Annotated in this window: 19 protein-coding genes; 13 read left to right on the top strand and 6 right to left on the bottom strand. The window is 33.1% G+C overall.

Going from position 1 to position 25,579, the window contains the following annotated elements; translation table 11 throughout:
* The first annotated feature begins 4 nt into the window (after nt 1-4).
* Genes AWE51_RS24160 through AWE51_RS24150 form a run of 3 tightly spaced genes read left to right on the top strand, consistent with a single transcriptional unit; the run spans nt 5 to nt 3,862 of the window.
* Entirely contained in the window at nt 5-1,096 is a 1,092-nt protein-coding gene (locus tag AWE51_RS24160; protein ID WP_066319424.1) for an SGNH/GDSL hydrolase family protein, read from the top strand.
* Complete coding sequence (locus AWE51_RS24155; RefSeq protein ID WP_066319420.1) at nt 1,093-2,037, top strand: hypothetical protein; 945 nt, start codon at nt 1,093-1,095, stop codon at nt 2,035-2,037. Before AWE51_RS24160 ends, AWE51_RS24155 begins: the two co-directional genes overlap by 4 nt.
* A gap of 4 nt (nt 2,038-2,041) precedes the next feature.
* Nucleotides 2,042-3,862: a beta-agarase gene (locus AWE51_RS24150; protein ID WP_066319418.1), complete on the top strand. Its 1,821-nt coding sequence runs from the start codon at nt 2,042-2,044 to the stop codon at nt 3,860-3,862.
* A 49-nt stretch (nt 3,863-3,911) separates the two neighbouring features.
* Here the strand turns inward: AWE51_RS24150 and AWE51_RS24145 are convergent, their stop codons facing one another.
* The 3 genes from AWE51_RS24145 to AWE51_RS24135 form a co-directional block, all read right to left on the bottom strand.
* On the bottom strand, nt 3,912-5,453 hold the full coding sequence (locus AWE51_RS24145; protein WP_082832598.1) for an alpha-L-fucosidase: 1,542 nt from the start codon (nt 5,451-5,453) through the stop codon (nt 3,912-3,914).
* Between the two features lie 126 nt (nt 5,454-5,579).
* Complete coding sequence (locus tag AWE51_RS24140) at nt 5,580-6,281, bottom strand: hypothetical protein (RefSeq protein WP_066319693.1); 702 nt, start codon at nt 6,279-6,281, stop codon at nt 5,580-5,582.
* A 36-nt stretch (nt 6,282-6,317) separates the two neighbouring features.
* Nucleotides 6,318-9,041: a T9SS type A sorting domain-containing protein gene (locus AWE51_RS24135; protein WP_198403865.1), complete on the bottom strand. Its 2,724-nt coding sequence runs from the start codon at nt 9,039-9,041 to the stop codon at nt 6,318-6,320.
* A gap of 353 nt (nt 9,042-9,394) precedes the next feature.
* On the opposite strand from AWE51_RS24135, the gene AWE51_RS24130 reads away from it, so the two are divergent.
* Genes AWE51_RS24130 through AWE51_RS24085 form a run of 10 tightly spaced genes read left to right on the top strand, consistent with a single transcriptional unit; the run spans nt 9,395 to nt 20,240 of the window.
* Complete coding sequence (locus tag AWE51_RS24130; RefSeq protein WP_066319414.1) at nt 9,395-10,963, top strand: alpha-L-fucosidase; 1,569 nt, start codon at nt 9,395-9,397, stop codon at nt 10,961-10,963.
* Nucleotides 10,964-10,985: 22 nt separating this feature from the next.
* Nucleotides 10,986-11,993 (top strand): zinc-binding alcohol dehydrogenase family protein, encoded by a 1,008-nt coding sequence (locus tag AWE51_RS24125; RefSeq protein ID WP_066319412.1) that lies wholly within the window; start codon nt 10,986-10,988, stop codon nt 11,991-11,993.
* Nucleotides 11,994-12,002: 9 nt separating this feature from the next.
* A complete protein-coding gene (locus AWE51_RS24120; protein WP_066319409.1) occupies nt 12,003-13,025 on the top strand; it encodes a sugar kinase in 1,023 nt (340 codons plus the stop codon).
* A gap of 26 nt (nt 13,026-13,051) precedes the next feature.
* The gene (locus AWE51_RS24115) at nt 13,052-13,720 is read left to right on the top strand and encodes a bifunctional 4-hydroxy-2-oxoglutarate aldolase/2-dehydro-3-deoxy-phosphogluconate aldolase (protein WP_066319403.1); all 669 of its coding nucleotides are present in this window, start codon (nt 13,052-13,054) and stop codon (nt 13,718-13,720) included.
* 4 nt (nt 13,721-13,724) lie between these two features.
* The gene (locus AWE51_RS24110; RefSeq protein ID WP_066319398.1) at nt 13,725-15,377 is read left to right on the top strand and encodes a UxaA family hydrolase; all 1,653 of its coding nucleotides are present in this window, start codon (nt 13,725-13,727) and stop codon (nt 15,375-15,377) included.
* Nucleotides 15,378-15,392: 15 nt separating this feature from the next.
* Nucleotides 15,393-16,865 (top strand): tagaturonate reductase, encoded by a 1,473-nt coding sequence (locus AWE51_RS24105; RefSeq protein WP_082832596.1) that lies wholly within the window; start codon nt 15,393-15,395, stop codon nt 16,863-16,865.
* On the top strand, nt 16,862-17,692 hold the full coding sequence (locus AWE51_RS24100) for an amidohydrolase family protein (RefSeq protein WP_066319389.1): 831 nt from the start codon (nt 16,862-16,864) through the stop codon (nt 17,690-17,692). The genes AWE51_RS24105 and AWE51_RS24100 overlap by 4 nt, the downstream gene beginning before the upstream one ends.
* Nucleotides 17,693-17,711: 19 nt before the next feature.
* Nucleotides 17,712-18,503, top strand: coding sequence for an SDR family oxidoreductase (locus AWE51_RS24095; RefSeq protein ID WP_066319388.1), 792 nt, complete (start codon nt 17,712-17,714; stop codon nt 18,501-18,503).
* A 52-nt stretch (nt 18,504-18,555) separates the two neighbouring features.
* Nucleotides 18,556-19,890, top strand: a complete 1,335-nt coding sequence (gene fucP, locus AWE51_RS24090; RefSeq protein WP_066319387.1) for an L-fucose:H+ symporter permease — start codon at nt 18,556-18,558, stop codon at nt 19,888-19,890.
* A gap of 8 nt (nt 19,891-19,898) precedes the next feature.
* Nucleotides 19,899-20,240 carry an L-rhamnose mutarotase gene (locus tag AWE51_RS24085; protein ID WP_066319380.1) on the top strand — a complete coding sequence of 114 codons (342 nt, stop codon included), beginning with the start codon at nt 19,899-19,901 and terminating at the stop codon, nt 20,238-20,240.
* A gap of 129 nt (nt 20,241-20,369) precedes the next feature.
* On the opposite strand, the gene AWE51_RS24080 is transcribed toward AWE51_RS24085, so the two are convergent.
* The 3 genes from AWE51_RS24080 to AWE51_RS24070 form a co-directional block, all read right to left on the bottom strand.
* Nucleotides 20,370-22,058, bottom strand: coding sequence for a sulfatase family protein (locus AWE51_RS24080; RefSeq protein WP_066319378.1), 1,689 nt, complete (start codon nt 22,056-22,058; stop codon nt 20,370-20,372).
* A gap of 97 nt (nt 22,059-22,155) precedes the next feature.
* The gene (locus tag AWE51_RS24075; RefSeq protein ID WP_066319376.1) at nt 22,156-22,902 is read right to left on the bottom strand and encodes an SGNH/GDSL hydrolase family protein; all 747 of its coding nucleotides are present in this window, start codon (nt 22,900-22,902) and stop codon (nt 22,156-22,158) included.
* An 82-nt stretch (nt 22,903-22,984) separates the two neighbouring features.
* Nucleotides 22,985-25,414 carry a glycoside hydrolase family 2 TIM barrel-domain containing protein gene (locus AWE51_RS24070; protein ID WP_232517448.1) on the bottom strand — a complete coding sequence of 810 codons (2,430 nt, stop codon included), beginning with the start codon at nt 25,412-25,414 and terminating at the stop codon, nt 22,985-22,987.
* Between the last annotated feature and the right edge of the window lie 165 nt (nt 25,415-25,579).

Genomic DNA, 25,579 nt, shown 5'->3' with positions numbered 1-25,579 from the left:
TAGAATGAAACATTTTTTCACATCTATAACACTACTTTTCTTATTAAGCTGCAAAGCTTCTAATACGAACAATAAGGTTATTATAATTGCTCATGATGATAAGAATATTACTTATGAGGGACGTATCGGTAAAAGTGAAACCAAACAGGCTTCAGAACTGTATTGGTCGGGAACTTCTCTGAAAGTAAATTTTAATGGAATCTCTGCAAAAGCCATTCTAGAAGATCAAAATGGTACTAATTACTATAATATTATAATCGACAACCAAAAAATTGATGTTCTGAAATTAAAAAAAGGGAAGCACACTTATATATTGGCTGATAACCTTTCTTCAGGACAACACTCTATAGAATTAACTAAAAGAAATGAATGGACCTACGGCACTACTTTATTTTATGGTTTTGAAATTTTTGGATCAAAAGTAGTACCTCCTAATGAAAAAAAACCTCTTTCTATAGAATTTTATGGTGACTCTATAACCACAGGACATGGTAATGAAGATTACTCTGGAGAGGATAAACCAGATGGTAATGTAACTAACAATTACATGACGTATGCGGCGATGACTGCAAGAACGATAAATGCAGAATATACTTGCATTGCAAGAGGAGGAATAGGGATTATGGTTAGTTGGTTTAATATGATTATGCCCGAAATGTATGATCGCTTAAATCCTAATGACGCAACTAGCAAGTGGGACTTTAAAAAACACCCAGATATTGTAGTTGTCAATTTATTTCAAAACGACTCTTGGATCGTAAATCACCCAGAGCACGAAGAGTTTAAGAGACGATTTGGGAAACAAAAACCATCAGAAAAAACGATTATAAATGACTATCAATCGTTTATTAAAAAAATTAGAACACACTATCCTAAAGCCAGTATCGTATGCCTACTTGGTAATATGGATGTAACAAAAGAAAAATCAAAATGGCCAAGCTATGTTACCTCTGCTATCGATCAGTTAAAGGACAACAATATTTTTACTTGTTTTGTTCCTTTTAAGAATACCAAAGGACATCCTAAAGTAGAAGAACATCAAATCATTGCTAAAAAACTTACTACAATAATAAAATCAGATATAATTAAGAAATGAAACCATTATTATTTACGTTCGCATTCTTTTTATCAATAATTGCCTTAGCACAAAATGATAAGGTAGTTTTTATTAAAGAAGTACCTATAAAAATGCCAAGTACTACCTCATATAATTTTTATATAGGATATGAAGTTAGTCAAGATAGTGATATTGCAATAGATTTTTCAGGAGGACCATCAAAGTTTTGGGCTGGTAAAACCACTCCTGTATCTAAAGGAAAAGGACTTGTACCAATAGATTTACCAACAAAAGACAATCCTCCAAATGGAACAGGTTATAAACTTGTCGTCTCTGTAAGAGAAAGAAATGGCGGGTGGCAAACTACTAAATTTGCCTCGATCATTGATAATATCGAAATCGTTAAAAAAACAACCCCTGTTCTTGATGACGCATCTTTTTCCCCTTTAACTCCGACTAAATTCTCTGATATTGGGGTATATAATTTTGATATCCAATATAAAGCTAGTCAACAAAGAAACATTGTTGTAGCTATATATGACCAAGGAAAATGGGTTGCCGCTAGCAAGGCAATTTCTGTAGAAAAAGGAAGTGGTACAGAAAGAATTCAAATTAAAACCAATCCTTTGCCAGAAGGAAATAAATATAGGTTCATTCTTTATTATGGGTCAGATGAAGATTTCCCAAATACATATTTAGTAAGTAAAGAAATGAGTGGTATTCTTATTTCAAAACCAGAGAAAGTTATTACACTTTCTTCTTTAAGAAAACGCAGTATCAGGCTTTCTATTAATAAAGATTCAGATATTCTAACCATTCCAGGTGATCTTACATATAAATTCATTAAAATTATTGCGATGAATGGTGCTATTGTAAAAGAAAGCCAAGACTCAAACTCAGTTCAGATATCCGATCTTCCAAAAGGAGGATACTTTGCAATCACTAATAAAGACGAATCTTATCAGTTTATAAAATTTTAATATAATGTATAGTAAAATAACAGTTATTCTATTTTTTTCATTTGTATCACTAGCATCTTTTTCTCAAGAGGCTAAAGTGACTATTGACTTAAGCATGCAAAAATTTATTGGTGCAGAAAGTGAACTTAAGAGAGAGAAATATTTTAATATTCATAGTTCCTTCTCTAGTTGGGATTTAGCATCACATGCTGATGTCCTTTTTGATCAATTAGATATAAATTTTGGTAGAACCTTTGGTGGCCCTTCTCCTTTTCAGAAATCTAAAACACAAGTTCCAAAACCATCAGAAGCCAAAGCTAGAGGAATTAACACTGCTAAGCATTGGAAAAACGCGCCATTATTCAAAAAATATAAAACAAATGATCTCATTATTACTGATCATCCCGCTAATGCTTTTCAACTTAATATGGACTACGAGAAAATAGCTGCATATAATGTTGAATATTTAAAAAATGCTTTCCCTATAATGCCTAAGTATTATGAAGTTATGAATGAGCCATTTGTTCATTCAAAAGATTATGTAAAAACGTGGGCAGAAACAGATGCAGTTATTTTAGAAATGACAAAATTGCATAAAGTAATTGCAGATAAAATACATGCTGAAATCCCAGATATAATGGTTGGGGGTTATTCTTCTGCTTGGCCTGAAGTAGATAGAAAAAACTTTGATCACTGGAACACTAGAATGAAATCATTTATGGATACCGCCGGAGAAAGTATGAAGTTCTTTGCTACACATTTATATGATGGTAGAAATGTAACCGGTAACTACAATTATAGATCCGGAAGTAATTCTGAAGCTATCTTAGATTTAATCGAAACCTATAGTTATAAAAAATGGGGTATAGTTAAACCTCATTTAATTTCTGAATATGGATATACTTCTAAAGGGCTACTAGGAAAACCTCATTCTCCAGAATTAAATGGTGTTTGTTTAAAATCATATAATAATATTTTAATGTCATTATTGGATAAACCTGACAGATTATTAAAATCGATTCCGTTTATTGTAGGTGAAGGTAACTGGTTCTATAAAGACAAGAAAAAAAATCCAGATGGACATCCTTATCCATGGGTGATTGTAAAGAAAAATAAAGATGGAGTTAAAGAATTTACTGACCTTAAAAAATTCTATGAATTATGGAAAGGAGTTTCTGGCAAAAGAGTAGATGTTATTTCTAGCAATCCGGATATACAAGTAAACGCTTTTATACAAGAAAAAAAAGCGTATATAGCCTTAAACAATTTACATGACAAAGCATTAAACACAACGTTAGCTTTTTTAAGAAAAAGTAAAGAATATATTCAAAGCAGTACCCTTAGAAGATTATACACTACCGATGCTGGAATACCAAAATTGGTTTATTTTACAGATTATGATTTCACGAAAGACATCGTTCTAAAATCAGGAGAAACTGTCATTCTTGAATGCAACCTTACAGAAACACCCTTAAAATCAAAAATCACAGAAAATAATTACTACTCCAAAACGTATTTACAAAAAGTAGAAGCCAAAAAGACTATACAATTTACTATTGATAATGTCACAACAGGAAAAAAAGGAAGAGCCGCAATAAAAATGGGTATTGGACGAGCACATGATCTAAGCAAAAAACCACAGATAGTTATTAATGGTAAGCCAGTTGAAGTACCCGAGAATTGGGCAGGTTATGATCAAAAGAGTAGAGAACAGTTTTTTGGTGTAATCAATATTCCTTTTGATATACGTCATACCATTAAGGGAGAAAATAAAATTGATATCACATTTCCAGATACAGGTGGACATGTAAGTTCAGTTATTCTTAACATAGAAAAGATCGAATAAAATTTATATAGAGTCAAAAATTAATAAGATACTTATGATAAGTATCTTATTAATTTTTGACTCCCTTGTAAATACCGTCTGGAGCTTCTTTAAGTTTTATTTTAAACGCAAATGCGTATTTTGAAGAAGGTTTCGTTTTAGGAAGTGTTATCATCAAGCCTGTTTCATCCCTTTTCCATAAGATATCTTCTGTAGATCCTAAGAGACTAACTTTTTCTATTTGATCTGCAATACTTGTAAGTGTTGTAGAAAATGATTTGATTAAGATATCCGAAGTAGGCCAATCCATTACAAAAGCATAAATAGCATTTTCTTTGGTTGTAAATCGTATATCTTTCTCGGTCATTGCCTTAGTATTATATTCTGTATGATCACCGGTCTTAGATCGGTTTGTACCTTCTCCATACAGTATCCATGGTCTTGATGCATAAATTGCCTCTCCGTTCACATTTAACCATTGTCCTATCTCTAACAATACTTGCTTCTGATCTTCTGGAATTGTACCATCCGACTTTGGGCCTACATTAAGTAATAGGTTTCCATTCTTGCTAACAATATCCACAAATTCGTCGATAAGTTCTCCAGCTGGTTTTGTTTGCCAATCCTTAACATAAGACCATGAATTTCTACCAATAGAAGTATCCGTTTGCCACGGTAAGTCTCGAATCCTATCAAGCTTACCTCTCTCCAAATCCAATACCGCTGCCCCATCAGGGATAGGTTCCCATCCTATTTTTTTATAGTTCAAAACCACTCCTTTATTCCATTGATCTGCAAGATTATAATACTCGGATAAAATTTTAAGTCTATTTTCTTCGTATTCAGGAGCACAAAAGCCAAAATCAAACCACATCAAGTCTAGTTTATATTTTTCTATCATATCCATACTTCTACGATAAAAAAGATCTAAAAACTCTTTGGTTGGTGCGGCTAAATAATTATGGGGTTTAATATAAAGATCCTGATATTCTGGATCGGTGGTGTCGTAATCTTTTTCATATTTCCACCATTTATATCCAAATGCCAAATGAGAGGAGCTACCGACTTTTAATCCTTTTTTACGAGCTGCAATTGCCAACTCACCAAGCACATCTCTTTTGGGTCCCATTTGTAAAGAATTCCATCTGGTGTGTGACGCATTATACATTGCAAACCCATCACAGTGTTCTCCTACAGGAACGATATACTTTGCGCCCGCTTGTTTAAAAAGTGAAATCCAATCATCAGGATTAAACTTTTTTGCTTTGAACATAGGGATAAAATCTTTGTAACCAAATGTTTTAGGATCCCCATATGTCTTTTTGTGGTGTACATAGGTTGGATTTGTTTCTTTAGATTCATTTCCTGTTATATGATTTGTCTTTTTTTTACGGTACATATGATAACCATACCATTCATTACCATATTCAGGTACACTATATACTCCCCAATGAATAAATATACCCAGTTTGGCATCCTTAAACCATTCTGGACACTCATATTGACCTAACGATTCCCAATTAGGCTCATATTTTTTATGCGTTTGCGCATATATATCATCAAAAAAGGAAAACAATATAAAAAATGCGAAACAGTAACAATATAGTTTCATTAGTATATTAAATTATAATGTAAAAAACTATCGGAAAAAGATACTTTAATACGAGGCTAATCAATATCACTTCTTACAATTTCCCGATAGTCTATTGGCTAAATCAACACATGGTACACTACCATTTTATTGTGTTTTAAACTCAAAAACAGATGATTTTGTTGAATTACCATGTTTATCTGTCGTCTCTACTTGCCAATAATATATAGTATTAGCTTCTAAGGCAACGTTACTTACATCTGATCTGTTTTGAGTCGAAATCAACTTAACTGGTGGATTAATAACATCCATATACACTTTAAACTCTTCAATATCATTATCAGCATCACTCCCTCGCCATTTTAAATCAGTATTTGTAGTATTAAGAGTAAGTCCCATTTTAGGGCTTATCAACTCGGCTGGAAATGGTGCATAATTTTCTACACCAGGTCCTGCATTATAAAGTTTCCATACTTCGCTAGTACCTGTTTGCATAGTACTATTTGATTTTGAAATTACTTTCCAAGAATAAGGTTTACCTCGTAACAATGTTATATCTAATAAAGTCTTATCTGTATCAAAAGTTTCTGTTGTATTAGTTTCCAAATTCGTTAAAGAGACTGTATACTTATTAGCAAACTCAGCTGCATTCCACTCAAAAGGGACTTTACTTTCTGTATCCGAAAGGATTTCTCCTTGATTACACTCTGCATCTTTTAAAGGAAAAACCAACGAAGCTGCCTTGGGTGCTTCTCCATTTCCATCTCCTCCTCCATCATCACTATTACTGCATCCTAATACCAATAATAGAGTTGAAATTATTAAAACTGACTTTATAGTATTTTTCATTTTCTTTTTTTTCTTTTTTTCGGGGAATATCATCTTCTAGTTCTTTATCAATTGTTCGTATTTAATTTCATTTGAAGTACTTATTTTGATAAAATAACTACCCATCGTGAGATTGGATACATCAATAGTTATATTTGAACTATCGTCTTTTTGTTTTCCTTGTAAAATACGTTTTCCTCTATAAGAAAAAAGTTCCCATTTAAGGTTTTTTGAACTTTCCCTAGGTACAGTTATGTTTAACACATCATGCATAGGGTTTGGAAACATTTTAATAAACTCTTCTATATTGATACTCTCTTTATGAACCCCTTGACAATCTTTATCTGTGGTCACAATCAATTCATTTTTACCACTCTGAAGCTTTAGAGTCACTTCATTTCTATCGGTCATTATAATCTCATCATTAAGAACAATTCTATATAGTTCTCCCCCTTTAAGATCTAAAGAAATTTCTCTTTTAGAACTGTCTACTCTTGAAAATACTGCTAAGTCTTCCGGTTCATTTATAACTATAGAAAAGCATTGTTTATACTCTGGTTGTGTACCTATTGTAACACAGACCGTGTACTCACCTTGCGAGAGATTATCAAAAGTGATATTGTCTGTAAAATCACTTGTCATATTGTTTTCTTGAATAGTTGCTGTATATGTATAATTTGCCGTAGCTTCAATCGATATACTACCATTATCACTATTCTTACAACTTTCACCTGTACTTAAAACTTTAAAATTATCTGTTGGCAATGTAAAAATGGTACACCCGTTAACATCTACAGTATCACCAATGGGTGTATCTGGGCATAAATCATTAGCATCACTAACTCCATCTTTATCACTATCATCTACAGGTGTAACTTCACACGTTTCACCGGGTAGTCCATAACATCCTTGTCCTGTAGGACCTTTTTTAGGATCCCAATCTATACCAGCTGTCCAATCAGTACCGCCAAATTCATAGGCACCTATATCTGGATTTGCACCTGCAAAGCCATCTGTAATACCCGTAATTTCTCTACCTTGATCAATAGGAGCAGAACCAGAGTTCAATCTAAAATCCCCATCTGAACTATTAGCATAGGTGCCTGAAGCAACTACCAGATTATTTTGTTTATCTGATTGAGGTTCCCAAGTACCATTGTCTCCAAGGTTATTCCAGACTTTAACATTAGAAAAAGCGGTACCCGCTTTATGCCAGGCTCCCATTTCACCAGATTTATTATTATAAAACGTATTGTTAAATATATCTATATCAACAGCATCCCAATTCATTTGTACTCCAGTCCATTCTGTATTCCAAATAACATTATGATGCACAGAAAATCCTTTTGGATCATTATCAAGATATACACCAGCCGCCTTTTTAAGTTTACCTCTTCCTTCGGCATCATGAAACCAGTTATGATGTATTTCATTACCTGATTGATTACCTACAGTGTAAAACAAACCACAATCATCTGCAAGCAGGTTACTACGAGAAACATCATTAAAGGCGATTTCGCATCGTTGACCATTATAATTAATAGCATCTCTACCACCATTAAAAATAGTGTTATTTAATATTTTATAATCACTACCACCACGTGCAATTAATGGAGCATCATATGAAGCTAAATAACCAAAATCATGAATGTAATTATTTTTCAACTCATTAAAAGTTCCACCAAGACGCATCCCTGTAGCCGCACCAAAAGCAATCTCACATTGTTCTATAACATTTCTAGTTCCATTAACCTCTACACTTGCCTTACCGGTACTAAATCCACTAAAAATACCTTGAGTATGATAACCATAAAAAGAAGAAACTCTATACAGTTTATTATTATTAGAATTGGTTCTTAATTCTATTGCTCCACCTAATACCGCTAAATCTCTTACTTCTATATAACTTCTGCCATTTAAGTCAATCGCTAATCTTCTTCTTCTCATTTTTACCGATCCGTCTGCAGGTGCTACTCCACCTGGTAATTGCACAAACAATTCTTTGGTTGTACTATCATACCACCATTCGTTTTGGTAATCCAATGCACCTTTTACACCTTCTAGATAAAAATCTCCTTCATCTGCTGGAGGGTGAAATGTGTATATCCACTTAAGGCCATTATTTTTAGTAATATTAAAATTAACACGACCACCAGAACTACTTGTAATAAATTCTTTCCAAGCTAACCAACCAGATCCTGGTCTATCTCCATAAAAGAAAAGTGAACCTCCGGTCCAATCTATATTGGGGATTTCTGTTGAAGTCAAAAAACCATTTCCGCCATTAAAAGTAGCATCAGAACCGTCACTTCCACCATCATTACGTTTTGAATCAAGTGTAAAAGGTAAACCATCAATATTATTTGGCCATCTCGCCAAATCTAATGCCGTGTCATCATGAAGAACAAAATTTTCTTGACCTAACGAATTAAATCCAATTGTCGTTTTATAAACAGCTCCTGAATCATTTACCCAACCACTTAATGCCTCCATTGCAGTTATAATAACTTTTTCTCCAGGATAAGATCTAAAAACAATAGGGTTTCCGGCTGTACCAGAATTAGCTGGTCGCAATGTTTCTTCATAGGTACCTTGTCTAATAAAGATAACATCACCGGCAACAGCTACACTAGCAGCTTTACCAATTGTTTCAAAAGGGTTTTCTTTCGTTCCAGCATTTGAGTCATCACCCGTCTTTGAAACATAAATTTCTTTAGCAACAGATGTAAATGACAACAATACAGCACTTAAAAGTAGGAGCGTTTTTTGGGGTAATTTCATAGTAATTATTTTTAATAAATTTAACATATTTTTAATAAACATGTTACAACTTATGTTTTTAATGGCGCAACATATGTTCAATTCTAACGAAGCAATTATCAATTAATTTTACTTAGGTTGATAAATTATAACGGTCATATTTAAAATTAATTTGTTGTTTTTATTTTCCCATTGTAAAAAAAACAAAACATCCTATTTACATGTGTATCAAAGGGCAATTCTTTATTGTATTTTTAAAATAACCATTTGTTGCACCATTTAAAACATTAGTCATTTTAGATCCTTTGTAAAAGCATCAAATTTGCTCATATAAATGTTACCCCGTTTATGTTTCATATTATAACTAATAACATATGACTTGCAAAAAACAGCTCTTTCTTCTAGTATGTATAATGGTAATACTAGCAGCATGTGGACCAGAAAAAAATAAAGATAAAGCTCAAGAATCTCGTATTAAAACTTCTGTTGATACTATACCAACAAAATATGAACCCAATTGGGAATCCATAAAATCAAAATATAAAGATCCCGAATGGTTTAATGATCAAAAATTCGGAATTTTTATTCATTGGGGGGCCTACAGTGTACCTGCTTATGGTTCTGAATGGTATCCAAGACAAATGTATATGGACAGTGCTAATTTTAGTGCTAGTTTAGAACATTACAGTAAAGGAGCAACTAAAGAATTTAAGCATCATAAAGAAAAATGGGGTGATCACAAAAAATTTGGTTACAAAGATTTTATTCCTATGTTTAAAGGTGAAAAATTTGATGCAAAAGAATGGATCTCTTTGTTTAAAAAAGCGGGAGCCAAATATGTTATTCCTGTTGCCGATCATCATGATGGATTTGCTATGTACAAATCCAACACTACTCGTTGGAACGCTGCTGATATGGGGCCTAAAAGAGACGTTTTAGGAGAACTATTTAAAGAAGGTCGTGATAACGGGATGATTATGGGAACTTCTTCTCATTTTGCGTTTAACTGGTCTTTCTTTAATAAAAAAGATCATTTTGATACTGTAGATCCAGAATATGCAGATTTATATAGTTCTAAAGGTAAAGATTTAAATGAGCCTGTTTCTGAAAAATTTAAAGAAAGATGGTGGCTAAGAATTAAAGATATTATAGATAATTATCAACCAGAAATCTTGTGGTTAGATTTTTATGTTGATATTCCAGATTTTAAAGAATATAGACCAAAGCTTGCCGCTTACTATTATAATAAAGGACTTGAGTGGAACAAAGAAGTTGTTTTACAAGACAAAAACTTTAGCCATGAGGCATTTCCTGAAGGAACCGTTATATATGATCTTGAAAGAGGAAAACTACCCGGTATTAGAAAACTACCTTGGCAAACAGATACTTCTATAGGTAAAAACTCTTGGAGTCATGTTACCAATTGGGAATCAAAGACAGCAAATCAACTTATCGATGACTTAGTGGATATTGTTAGTAAAAATGGAAACTTATTACTTAATGTGGGTCCTAAATCTGATGGTACAATTCCTCAAGATCAAAAAGATATTTTATTAGAAATAGGAACTTGGTTAGAAACTAATGGTGATGCTATATATAATACTAAATATTGGAAAACATTTGGTGAAGGACCTACAGGAGTCGAAAAAGGACATCATTCTGAAAAGAACAATAAAGAATTTACAGGTCAAGATATTAGATTTACACATAAAGACAATAAATTATACGCTATCCTTATGGCTTGGCCAGAAAACAATGTTGTTAATATTAAATCTTTATCCAAAAATGCAGAGCATGCTAAAAGTATAACAATAAAAGACATTAAACTTTTAGGAAGCGAAGACGCAAAACTTGTATGGTCACAGGACGATACTGCTTTAAAAGTAAATTTACCTGGCAAAAAAGTGGGAAATCATGCTCACGTGTTAGAAATCAACTTATAAAAAGAAAAGATACGCACAACTTATGAAATATATTGTTTGCGAACAACCTGGAGAGTTTATCTTAAAAGAAAAACCTAGTCCTACACGTAAAAGCAATGAAGCTTTATTAAAAGTAAAAAAAGTAGGAATATGTGGTACAGATCTACATGCATATTCTGGTAATCAAGCTTTTTTTAAATACCCTAGAATTTTAGGCCATGAACTAGCAACAGAAGTACTAGAAATTGGTGAAAATCCAAGAGGCATTAAAGCGGGAGATAAAGTGGTAATTATGCCTTATGTAAGTTGTGGTACATGCATTGCTTGTCGCAATGGTAAAACTAATTGCTGCACAAATATCGAAGTATTAGGTGTTCATACTGATGGAGGTATGCAAGAAGAAATAACAGTAAGAACAGATTTATTACTACCTGCAAATCAACTATCTCATGATGAAATGGCTATCGTAGAACCTTTAGCAATTGGAGCACATGCTATACGCAGAGCGAATTTACAACCTGACGAAGTTGTTGTTGTAGTAGGGTGTGGCCCAATCGGTATTGGAATTATCAAATTAGCGCAAATAGCAGGAGCTAAAGTGATTGCTCTGGATATGAATGATGGGCGCTTAGAATATGCTAAAAATGAAATCGGAGCTGATTATACGGTGAATGTTACAAACAATCCTGAACAAAAGATTTCCGAAATCACAAATGGTGATATGGCTACTGTTGTATTTGATGCAACAGGTCATAAAAAAGCATTAGAAACGGGTCCTGATTATATGGCGCATGGTGGCCGATACGTATTAGTAGGACTTTCTAAAGGCGAACTCGTATTTACCCATCCCAAAATTCATGCTAAAGAAACAACATTAATGTGTAGTCGTAATGCTACATTAGAGGATTTTGAACATGTTATACATGTATTGCAGAAATTCCCAACTACTTCGTTTATTACTCATAATGTTCCTTTTACCGAAATGATCACAAATTTTGATAGCTGGACAAAACCCGAAACAGGAGTCATTAAAGCAACTGTTGATTTCTAAACTATCAGTATGCATAAAGTAGTAACATTTGGTGAAATATTAATGCGGATGTCTCCTCCTAACAACCTTATGTTCGATCAAACGAGCGGCTTTGATGCATCATTTGGTGGTGGAGAATTTAACGTAGCAGCATCGCTTTCAAATTTTGGAATGGATACTGAATTCGTTACGGCTTTACCTAATAATTCGATTGCAGATTGCGCTATTAATACTATCAAGCGTTTTGGTGTCGGATATAAAAATATAATACGTCAAGGAGATCGAATAGGAATTTATTTTTTAGAAAACGGTATTGCAAATCGAAATAGCAAAGTAGTTTATGATCGTAAATATTCATCAATTTCTGAAATTAACAAAGAAGATATTGATTGGAAAAACGTCTTAAAAGATGCTACATGGTTTCATTGGAGTGGCATCACCCCTGCTCTATCAGAAACTGCAGCACAATCATGTCTAAAAGCTATTGAAATTGCCGACGAACTTGGAATCCCTATCTCTACGGATTTAAACTATAGAAGCAAACTTTGGAAATATGGGAAACACCCAAAAGAAGTTATGCCAAAATTGCTATCTTATAGTACTATAATCTTAGCTGACATTGATACCACTATGTTCATGTTAGGTAAGGAAAAAGTCAATCCAGATTACTCAAAAGATTTTCAAATAAAAGAATATTTTAATGAGATTCAGACACTACTTCCTAAAGCTCATACCATAGCTATGACCATTAGAAATATTGAAAATGCATCTCATCATAACATAGGAGGACTCCTTTATAAAAACAAACAATTATACAGAGCTAAGACACAAAAGGTTACTCCAATATTAGATCGTGTAGGTTCGGGAGATGCATTCATGGGTGGGTTGTTATATGGAGTACTAAACTTTTCTGATAACTATCAAAAAACTATATCCTTTGCTACTGCGGCGTGTGTTCTTAAACATAGCATTTTTGGAGATATTAATCGTGTCACTGTAGAAGAAGTAATGGCATTTATTGAAAATAATGGATCTGCAAAAGTAGATCGATAATCGTTAAATAATTTTTTAAAATACTAATGGCTCAATATACAAGAATCGAGGTAGCTAATACGATGAAAGAATCAGGGATAGTTCCTTTATTTTATCATGAAGATATAGAACTAGGAAAAAATATTCTAAAAGCATGTTACGATGGTGGTGCCCGTTTATTAGAGTTTACTGCAAGAGGAGACTTTGCCCATGAAGTTTTTGCTGCACTTACAAAATACGCTATATCAGATTTGCCAGGAATGATTATGGGAGTAGGGTCATTAACAGATGCCGCTTCGGCATCACTATATATTTCTTTAGGAGCTAATTTTATTGTAACCCCTGTTTTTAGAGAAGATATCGCAATCGTCTGTAATAGAAGAAAGATTCTTTGGTCTCCTGGATGTGGTACATTATCAGAAATAGCAAAAGCAGAAGAACTAGGATGCGAAATTGTAAAACTTTTTCCTGGGAATATCTATGGACCTAAGTTTGTTAAAGGAATCAAAGGGCCGCAACCTTGGACTAACATTATGCCTACAGGAGGAGTTACTACCGAAGAAAGTAACTTAAAAGAATGGTTCGATGCTGGAGTAACTTGTGTAGGATTGGGCTCTCAATTAATAAGTAAAGAAATACTCACTAATAAAGATTATAAAGGTTTAGAATCAATAGTAAAAAAAACTATAGAAACCGTAAAAAAGGTAAGAACATAGTTATATGACACAAAAATATAACCAAATAGACCCAAAAGATAATATCATTGTCGCAATAGATACGTTGCCCAAAAACACTTTTATTGATGTTGCTGGTAAAACGTTTACACTTATACAAGATATTAAACAAAAACATAAATTTGCTTTGCATGATTTTGCTATTGGCGATGAAGTTATCATGTATGGTGTTTTGGTTGGCAAAGCAGTCTTATCCATCAAACAAGGAGAGGCTATTACCATAGAAAATGTAAAGCACGCTTCTGCTTCTTTTAATGCAAATCAAGAAAAATTTAGTTGGACCGCTCCTGATATCTCTAAATTTCAAAATAGAACTTTTAACGGGTTTCACAGAGTCGATGGAAGTGTTGGAACACGTAATTATTGGTTAGTAATACCACTTACTTTCTGTGAAAATAGAAATTTAGATGTTTTAGAAGGAGCTCTTTTAGATGTACTTGGATATCAAACAAAAAAAGATTTTTCTGTTAATACTCAAGCTCTTATTGAAAAATACAATTCAGGTGCTACAGAAGAAGAACTTTTTGCCACCAATATCATAAACTCTCAAGAAGAAATTTATAAAAATCGATTATTTCCAAATGTTGATGGTATTAAATTTTTAAAACACGATGGGGGATGTGGAGGAATTCGTCAAGATTCTGAAACACTATGTCATTTATTAGCTGGGTATATCACTAATTCAAATGTAGCCGGAGCAACTATTTTTAGTTTGGGATGCCAAAATGCTCAGATAGAAATGTTACAAGAAGCCATAGAAGCCCGTGATGCTAATTTTTCTAAACCAATTCACTATCTGGAACAGCAACAAAGTCAAAGTGAACGTCACTTAATTGAAGAAGCCGTAAAGCATACTTTTATTGGACTAACTCAAGCAAATAAAATAGAACGAAAACCAGCCCCTATTAGCAAACTAATTTTAGGTTTGGAATGTGGCGGATCTGATGGTTTTTCGGGTATATCTGCAAATCCGGCATTAGGATACGCTTCAGATTTATTAACTGCTTCCGGAGGAACACCAGTATTATCTGAATTTCCGGAGCTTAATGGAGTAGAACAAGAATTAATTAATAGATGTGAGCAAAAAGAAGATGCCGAAAAATTTGCTGATATTATGAAAACATATGCTGAAAAAGCAATTGCTGTAGGTTCTGGATTTGAAAATAACCCTTCACCAGGAAATATCAAAGACGGATTGATAACAGATGCTATGAAGTCTGCAGGAGCCGCTAAAAAGGGTGGTACTTCTCCTGTAACATCTGTGTTAGATTATACCGAGAAAGTTGTAAAACCAGGTCTTAATTTATTATGCACCCCAGGAAACGATGTCGAAAGTACAACGGGACTTGCTGGTAGTGGTTGTAACATCATTGTTTTTACAACTGGTTTAGGAACCCCAACTGGAAACCCTATCGCACCGGTGTTAAAAATGTCGAGCAATACGTCGCTTTCAGAAAAGATGAATGATCTTATAGATATTAATGCCGGTACTATAATAAGTGGAGAAGATACTGTAGAATCTATGGGAGAAAAAGTATTAGAACATATCATTCAGGTTGCAAACGGTGATATAAATGCAAAAGCAGATCTAAAAGGGCAAAATGATTTCATTCCTTGGAAAAGAGGAATATCCTTATAGATAAAAGAAATAAAAATGATGCAATTAAACAGAACTACATCAAATACAGCTAAAAAATCACCAGAACGTATTATGCAATTTGGTGGCGGAAACTTTCTTCGGGCATTCGTAGATTGGATGTTTGACATCCTTAATAAACAAACAGATTTTGATGGAAGCATTGTAGTCATTAAACCAACACAACGCGGAGATTATATAGAACTAAAAGAGCAAGAAGGCCTATTTCATGTCGCTTTAGATGGTGTACGCAAAGGTAGTTTAGTTTCTGAAGTAACTCTGGTAGAATCCATTAGTCGTGTTATACAACCCTATACGCAATGGGAAGAATATTTAGAGCTGGCTCAAAATCCAGATATGCGTTTTATTATTTCTAATACTACTGAAGCTGGAATTAAATTTTCTGTTTCAGATACTATAGAAAAAAAACCACCTCATGAGTTTCCAGCTAAATTAACTATTTGGCTACATCACAGATTTCAACATTTTAATGGTCAAAAAGATAAAGGCTGCATTATACTCCCTTGTGAACTTATTGAACAGAATGGTGACGTCCTCAAATCTACCATTCTTCAATATGCTTCACATTGGGAGTTAGGAACAGAATTTATTCATTGGATAGAAGAAGCCAACTATTTCTGTAATACTCTCGTAGACCGAATTGTTTCTGGATATCCCGACGAGCGATCAAAAGAAATTTTAAAAGAAATAGGATATTACGATTCTTTGTTAGTTGCTGGTGAAGATTATCATAGCTGGATAATCCAAGGAGAAGATATCGTGCAAACCGAATTGCCATTTTCTAAAACAAATCTCAATGTACAATTTGTTGAAGATAGTACGGATTATAGAGAAATGAAGGTTCGTATTCTTAATGGGGCACATACAGCAATGGTGCCTATTGGATATCTATCTGGGTTAAGAACCGTTAAAGAAGTAATGGATGATACGTTAGTAAGCACTTTTATTAATGATCTCCTTTCTCAAGAAATTGGTCCTACTCTTAAAAACTTTCCTAAAGATGTAGTTGATGAGTTTATTCATGAAACACTCGATAGGTTTAGAAACCCAACTCTAAAACATTTCTTAATAAGTATCTCTCTTAATAGTACTTCTAAATTTGTAGCTCGATTGTTACCTACTTTAAAAGACTGTATTAAAAATAACAGACAATTACCTAAACGTATTGTATTTGCTTTGTCTTCTTTATTTAGGTTTTACCAAGGAACATATAATAATGAAAATATTGCTTTAAATGATAATCCTGAGGCCCTAGAATCTTTTAGTAAACATTGGAAATCACATCAAAATGAAAGCATTACATACCTGCAAATGGTATCTTATTTGTTAAGAGACACAACTATTTGGGGTGAAAATCTTGACACTATTAATGGCCTATCAGAAGCTATTACAGAAAATTTAAGAGCAATTGAAAAACACGGTATAGCAACAGTTATAAAACAAATTACTGATCACAAATCTTTAGTATGAAAATAGATTCGCATCAACATTTTTGGCAATATCATCCAGTAAAACATAGCTGGATTAACGATGATATGAAGGTACTACAACAAGACTATTTACCTTCGGATTTGAAAAAAGTTTATCAGGAAAACGCGATAGATGGATGTGTTGCCGTGCAAGCCGATCAATCAGAGATAGAAACAGATTTCTTGATAGATTTAGCTAACGAAAACAAATTTATCAAAGGTATTGTGGGTTGGATAGATTTACGAGCAGAAAATCTTGAAGAACGTTTACAACACTATTCTAAATTTGACATCATAAAAGGATTTAGACATGTTGTTCAGGATGAACCCGATCCAAATTTCATTATAGGAGATTCTTTTAAAAAAGGTATAGCGCTCTTACCTCAATATAATTTCACATATGATATTTTAATATTTCCTCATCAACTTAGGGCTTCTTTGAAACTCATAGAAGAATTTCCTGAACATAAGTTTGTTATTGATCATATTGCAAAACCATCGATAAAAAATGGTGACATTAAAGAGTGGGAAACACTAATTCGTGAAATAGCCAAACACAGGAATGTGTATTGTAAAGTATCAGGGATGGTTACAGAAGCCGATTGGGCTCATTGGAAATACGATAATTTTGTTCCTTATCTAGATGTTGTGTTTGATGCATTTAGTACAAAAAGAATCATGTATGGTTCAGATTGGCCTGTATGTTTGCTTGGGGGGAATTATTCTTCTATTAAAAGTATTATCGAAGAGTATATTAAAAATTTAAGTGCAGAACAACAAGAAGAAATCATGGGTGGAAATGCGATAAAATTTTATCAACTTTCTTAATCCTAAAAAAAATATAATTATGGATTTAAAACTAAAAGATAAAGTAGTAGTCGTTACAGGTGCGGCAGGTATTCAAGGCAGTATTGGTGAAACCATTGTGCAATCTCTTGCTAACGAAGGAGCTATACCCGTTATTGTGTGCCGTAATGATCGTGGATACGGCTATGAGAAAGAATTACAGGATAGAGGAATTGATGGTATTTTTGTAAAGACAGATTTATCCGATGCCAGCCAAATAGAATCCGCTGCAAAAAGAATAGGAGAAAAATATGGTCGTATTGATGCATTAATTAACAATGTAGGAGTTAATGATGGAGCTGGTTTAGACGCAAGTATAGATGACTTTATGTACTCCCTAAAATTAAACATGGTAAGCTTTTTTGCCATGACCAAATTTTGCCTGCCCTATATTAAAAAAGTAAAAGGAAATATTCTTAATATAGGATCAAAAGTAGCCTTAACTGGTCAAGGAGGAACATCTGGATATGCAGCATCAAAAGGTGGTGTATTAGGATTAACTCGTGAATGGGCAGTAGATTTGATTAAAGATGATATTAGATCCAATGCTATAATCATTGCAGAAAGTTGGACTCCAGCCTATGACAATTGGATTAAAACACTAGAAAACGGAGAAGAAAAATTACAATCTATTGTGAAAAAAATTCCTCTTGGTAATCGCATGACTACACCAGAAGAAATTGCCGATGCTTGTTTATTTACGATATCAGAAAAATCATCTCACACTACAGGTCAATTTATTACTATCGATGGTGGATATGTACATTTAGATAGATCCCTGTTAACAGAATAAAATATATACATACGCAAACTCATATTCACATTATTAATTCTAACTCTAGATTATGGAAAATACAAAAAAAGCTCCTTTAGTAAGTAAAGAACTCTTACTTCCCTTTATAGTGATCACATCACTTTTTGCGTTATGGGGTTTTGCAAACGATGTTACCAATCCAATGGTTACCGCATTTAAAAAAGTAATGCCAGAGTTAAGTTGGTTTCAAGCTTATTTAGTTCAATTTGCCTTTTACTTTGGTTATGGTTGCATGGCTATACCCGCTGCTCTATTTATACGTTGGAAAAGCTATAAATCAGGAATCATATTAGGTCTTGTATTATATGCTTTTGGTGCTTTTATGTTTTATCCAGCATCTTCTTTAGAAAGTTATGAATTCTTTTTATTATCACTATATATAATTACTTGTGGCTTAGCTTTATTAGAAACTACTTCAAATCCATTAATTCTATCCCTGGGTGCCAAAGAAACGGCAACTCAACGATTAAATTTAGCACAATCTTTTAATCCTATTGGATCTATAGCAGGTATGATGGTTGCACAATTTGTTGTACTTGGTCAAATTAAATCAGCTGACTATAATGATGAAACGTATGCTGCTCTTGATGCTACTGCTAAAGCCGCTATAAAAACAGAAGATTTAGGCATTATCAGTTATCCTTATCTAGGAATCGGTATCGTAGTTTTGGTCATTTTGGTTATAATAATAGCTACAAAAATTCCAACGGTACAAGAAAATATAACATTGACATTTAAAGAGTCGCTTCGTAAAATATTTGCTAGAAAAGCTTTCTTTCCTGGTGTTATAGCACAAATGTTCTATGTAGGGGCGCAAATCATGTGTTGGACTGCTATTTATCAATATGTGCAATATATTAATGAAACAGGAAGCGCGGGAAGAGAGCTCAATGCTACCTACATGAATATGATTGCCATGGGAATATTCCTCGCTGGACGATTTTTAGGAACTATTTTACTTAGTAAAATTAAGGCTCCAAGATTACTTTCATTATTTGCAGCTCTTGCAATTGCGTGTTGTATTGGTGCGATTATAATGCCTGGAATGCCAGGACTAATTTCTTTAATTTGTATTTCATTATTTATGTCGATTATGTTTCCTACCATATACGGAATTGCATTAAAAGATATGGGAGATGAAGCCAAATTAGGTTCTGCTTTTCTAGTAATGGCTATTGTTGGGGGAGCAATTTTTCCTCCTATTCAGGGACTTATTATAGATATCGGTGGGGATAAATTAGCAGACACCACCATTTTAGGAGTTCCCGAAGTTAAATTCTCTTTTATTATGCCAATGATCTGTGTGGCAGTTGTAGGGTTATATGGGTTATATGTATCTAAACTAAATAAATCATCTAATCAATAATAAACGTTATGAAAACACAAAGATTTTGTTTGTCTTGTGATCTTAAAGACAATCCAAAACTTATTGAAGAATATAAAGAGTATCATGCTGCTGGTAATGCATGGCCAGAAATTACTAAAAGTATTAAAGACGCTGGCATTATAGATATGCAGATTTACTTAACCGGTAATCGTATGTTTATGATTATGGAAGTAGATGAGACATTTGATCCCGAGAAAAAAGCCAAAATGGATGCCGATAATCCTAAAGTACAAGAATGGGAACAACTTATGTGGAAATACCAACAAGGATTGCCTTGGGCAAAAGATGGTGAGAAATGGATCATGATGGAGAAAGTCTTTCAATTATAAGAAAAAGAGATTTCAATACTATATAATTAGAAAAGCCTGAGATTAATCTCAGGCTTTTTTATACCCTATTATTCTTATCAGTAATTAGCAATCAATTCTTTATAAAGATGATTTTACTTTTATTGATTATTAATCATTCCAATGTTGATCAATAACCTTTTGGATATGAGGGTAGTTAACATCTGTCTCATTTAAATCCTTACGCATATTTAACAATTGATTTTTCAAATCTGCAATTACCTCAGCATATTTATCGTCTTTATAAGCATTATTCATTTCTTTAGGATCTTTTTTTAGATCATAAAATTCCCAAGCTACAGGTGTATGCCTAGTAAAATCATTACCCCAACTCTTTTTATTCCACTCTGCATTGGGATTATCTGTATCTACCCAATATTTTCCATAATAAAAAATTAACTTATACGCTTTAGTGCGAATACCAAAATGTGCGGGATTACCATGTCGGTGTGCCAAGTGCATCCAATATCTATAATATGTTGCCTTTTGCCAATCTTTTGGTTCTTCACCAGTCTCTAATATAGTTTTAAAGCTTTTTCCTTGCATATATTTTGGTTGTTCTCCTCCAGCCATTGTAATAAGTGTAGGAGCAAAATCGGTGTTATTGATAATTGCATCAGTCCGACTATTAGCTTTGATTGATTTGGGGTATCGTACAAAAAAAGGCATTCTCATTGATTCATCGTACATCCACCTTTTATCTATATAATCATGCTCTCCTAGCATAAATCCTTGATCACCTGTATAAACGATTATTGTGTTATCTAATATCCCTTCTTCTTCTAAATAATCTAATAAGCGTTTTACATTATCATCTACGCCTTTTACACATCTTAAATATTTTTTCAGATAGTCCTGATACACTGTACTGGTATATTCTTTTTCTTCTTTTGTATTATTAAATCTTGTGTGTTTGGTAATGGGAATCTCTTGAGCTACTCCATACTTTTTATAGATTTCTTTTTCAGGGTAAATATTCATAGCCTGATTTCTTATGATATTTCTTCTAGAAACCGAAGATGCTATCACTCGAGTTAAAGAATCATTTTTACCTCTTGTAGCAATAGATCCGTGATTATCATTTTCATATAGACTTCTAGGTTCTGGTATAAATGTATCTTTTAAGTATTCATTATATCTGGGTGCATTTTCAAAATCATCATGCGGAGCTTTAAAGTGATGCATTAAAAAGAATGGTTTACTAGGGTCTCTTTTCTTTTTTAACCAATCTAAAGTACTATCTGTTATGATATCAGAGGAGTGTCCTTTAGTTTTTACTACATTCTGTGGCCATGGTTTATCCCCTTGTATTCTAAAGTCTGGATTGAAATATTTTCCTTGAACAGGTAATACTTTATAGTAGTCGAATGCGGCTGGTTCTTCATGTAAATGCCATTTCCCAACAATTGCAGTCTGATATCCCAGCTTTTTCATCTCTTTGGGTAGATATTGTTTCTCTTGAGGTAATACACCTTCTAGATCAATCACTCCACTTGTTTGTGCCCTTTGTCCTGTAATAATAGCAGCTCTACTAGGTACACAAATAGAATTATTAACGAAACAATTATCAAATATCATCCCTTCTTTTGCCATTTTATCTAGTGTAGGTGTTGGGTTTAAGTCCGCTAATCTACTACCATAAACCCCAAATGCTTGCGTGGTATGATCATCTGCCATAATATAAATAATATTTGGCTTTTGTTTTTTAATAACGGTTTTACTTTTAGGTTCTGTTTTACACGAAATAAACCCTATTCCTACAAATAAGGTTACGGCAAAAAAATTAATAAGTTTATACATAATTATTGATCTATAGAAGTCTCTATCAAATATCCTAAAATATAATACTACTCTTCCTAAAAAGATGATTTATAGTATAGCACAAATGGTTAAAAAATCATTCTTCTTCTAGTAATACTTTAGACATAGTTTCTGCAATTACCATATTTCCAAAAGAATTTGGGTGTATTGGGTCTTTGCCATATGCTTTATCAATATTTTGTATTAAAGGAGTATTTATATCAATTCTTGTTAATATTGCTGGATGTTCAATTTCTAAAACTATTTTTTTAAATTCTTTAATTACTTCATCATTATAGTTTTCATAGGGGTTTTTATAGCCATAATTTCCAGTTGAAATCATTTCTCTACCATGCTTAATAGCTGTCTTGAGAGCTAATGGTGGAGGAGTTATTAAAACAACATCTATTTCATGTCCTTTCATTATATCTAGAAATTGTGTTAATCCGTTTCTAAATCTCTGAAATAACTCTTCTGATGGTAATCCATAAATCCCACAATTCATACCGTAGCAAAATGTCACTACATCAGGTTTAGGAGTTTGTTTTAATAAACTATCTATTCTATCAAATAAAAACGGTCTTGGTCCTGGATGATCGTTTTCTGTAAGTCCAGTAATAGTTTCGCTATTCTTTCCCCAATTTAAGAAGGTAATCTTATTGCTTTTATTCTTATCTGCATACTTTTGAAGGTATTCAACATAGCCTTGTTTACTTCCGTAGGTTATACTATCTCCTATACACGCTACAATGGTATTATCTTCTAATACATATCCCGTTTGATTCTTGCAACTAATTATAATCAAAGTAATACAGAACAATGCTATTTTTACTACTATTTTCATGGGTATTTTGGCTTATTATTTTTAGAATTATAGAAAAAACATTTTTAGATCTTAAATTAATTATCGTTACAATTACCTTCTATTAAAAGGTGATATCAACCTCTGGTATCCCATCGGTACTTACAATAACTTTTCCAGGTTTATTAGAGTTATTTTTTTTCAAAATGATGATTGCTTTACCGTTATAAAGTTTTCTAAAAGAAGCTACGAAGGGTTCAAGACTTCGATTATTACCGTTTGCCACACCCAATAATTCGGCATTTTCAATCTTAAAATTTATCTTATGATTTGCTGTTGGTATAAAGTTCGCATCTTTATCCAAGGCTTTTACTTCTATATATGTAATTTCGGTATTATCAGTTACTTCAAGTTCTAACGAGCTAATATCACCAACTGTATTTAATGTTTCTTGAGTTATCATTTTTCCTGAATTGTATCCCACAACTTTTACATTACCAGGTTGATATACCACTTCCCAAGTTAACATTTTGGTACTATTTAAATCGTTTGTTTTTCTTCCTTGAGAAACTTCATTAACAAAAAGCTCTACTTCTTGCGTATTTGAGAACACATTTAGATGCATTTTTTCTCCTTCATGTCCTTGCCAATTCCAATGAGGAAATAAGTGAATCATTGGACTACTTGTCCATTGTGATTGATAATAATAATATCCATCCTTAGGAAACCCCGCTAAATCTACAACACCAAAACTAGACGATCTCGCAGGCCAAGAATAGGGAATAGTTTCTCCGAGATAATCCCATCCTGTCCAAATAAACTCTCCCATAACGAAAGGTCTATTTTTAACATCTATCCATGCTTTCATGCCCTGTTCATACGCTTTTCTATTCTTCAGAAATTTTTGAGTATCTGTATGCGATATAGGCAAATCTAATTGCAAAGAAGATTCCACGCTTTTAAAAGGGTAATATTCGCCTCTATTTGCAATCATTTGGGCCGAAGTATGTTCGGTTACAATCATTTTTCGATTAGGAAAATCACGATGTTCTTTATCATAATTTTCGCCTTTTGCATAATTATAGCCTGGAATATCTATTTGAGCCACCGCTGGTTCGTGTGGCCAATCACCCCAACCGTATCCATTTACCCCACATGTTGCAGGTCGGTTATCATATTGATGAACTATATCCATAAGCCTTTTAGCAATGGCAACTCCAGATTCATCTCGCATTTGATCAATCTCATTGCCAATACTCCACATAAAAATACTGGGATGATTTCGATCTCTAAGTATAAAATCTTTTAAGTCTTTATTAGCCCATTCTTTAAATAAATGCGCATAATATTTAACTGGAATTCTTACTTTATTTCCTTTTTCTCTAAATGTCTGGGGTTTCTTTACCACTTCCCACTCATCAAACGCCTCATTCATAACAAGCATTCCCATTTCATCACAGGTATCTAAAAACTCTGAATCAAAGGGATTATGTGCGGTTCGAACCGCATTTGCTCCCATTTCTTTCAAAATACGAATTTGTCTCTCATAACTTGTTTTTCTAGCAGCTGCTCCTAATGGTCCCGCATCATGATGTAAACAAACTCCTTTTATTTTTATCGGATCATCATTTAGTACAAAACCTTTATCAACAGTATATTCCATTTTACGAATACCAACCCTAACAGAATCCTTATCTACACTTTTTTCTTTTTCAAAAAGCTCTAATCTAATATTATAAAGATCAGGATCATTTATATGCCACAAAAGGGGCTTTTTAATTTCTAAATCTAAATCTAAGGCATACTTTTTACCTCCTTGTACAGCTATATATTTTTGATCTTGAATTATCTCTTTTCCCCTAGTATCCAAAACCGAAACTCTAAGTTCAAGTTTTCTAGTTTTATCATCTACGTTAACAACCTCTGACTTAACATTAAGAGTTGCACTTTGTTTTGATACTTTTGGCGTGGTAACGTACGTAGCCCATGTGGGAATATAAATAGAGTTTTTAACCTTTAAAAAAACATCACGATAAATTCCATTACCAGAATACCATCTAGATCCAGGTTGTTCTGAATTATCTAATTTTACAGTAAGAATGTTTTTTGATGTTCTATCTATAAATTTGGTGATCTCGTATTCAAACGCACTATAACCAGAAGGTCTTTTCCCTAAATAATGTGCATTAAACCATACTTCGGCATTTCGATATGCTCCTTCAAAATGAACAAATACTTTTTGATCTGTTCCAATATCTGATATATCTAAATGTTTTCTGTAATATGAAATCCCTGTAGGGAGCCAAGCACCTCTTGAGAAGGAAGGGTTTTGTTTAGAAAAAGGTTTTGAAATACTCCAATCATGTGGTAACTCTACTGTAGTCCAAGTACTATCATCAAAATTAATTTCCTTTGCATTGGGTACATCTTTTTGTATAAATTTCCATCCATCATTGATTTTCCATGTTTTAGCAGTATGAATTCTTGTGTCTTTACAACTGATAAAACAAGTAACTATCAGAAAACAACTTAGCATCTTTAAGTAGGAATTCATAAGTATAATTTTAGTAATCAAAGGATAATTTTGTATGCATAAATCACTATTGCATACAAGAAACATATTATCTCTTAAAAAATTAAACTATTTATTTAATTTTCTACTTAAACTTATGAATTTGTTTTCGTTAATCTTTCTTATACAAAATATTAGTACATTTTT

The organism is Aquimarina aggregata, from assembly GCF_001632745.1.
In the GTDB taxonomy this organism is placed as follows: domain Bacteria; phylum Bacteroidota; class Bacteroidia; order Flavobacteriales; family Flavobacteriaceae; genus Aquimarina; species Aquimarina aggregata.
The sequence above is the reverse complement of the archived record's forward strand: the minus strand, read 5'-3'. Positions and strand labels throughout refer to the sequence as shown.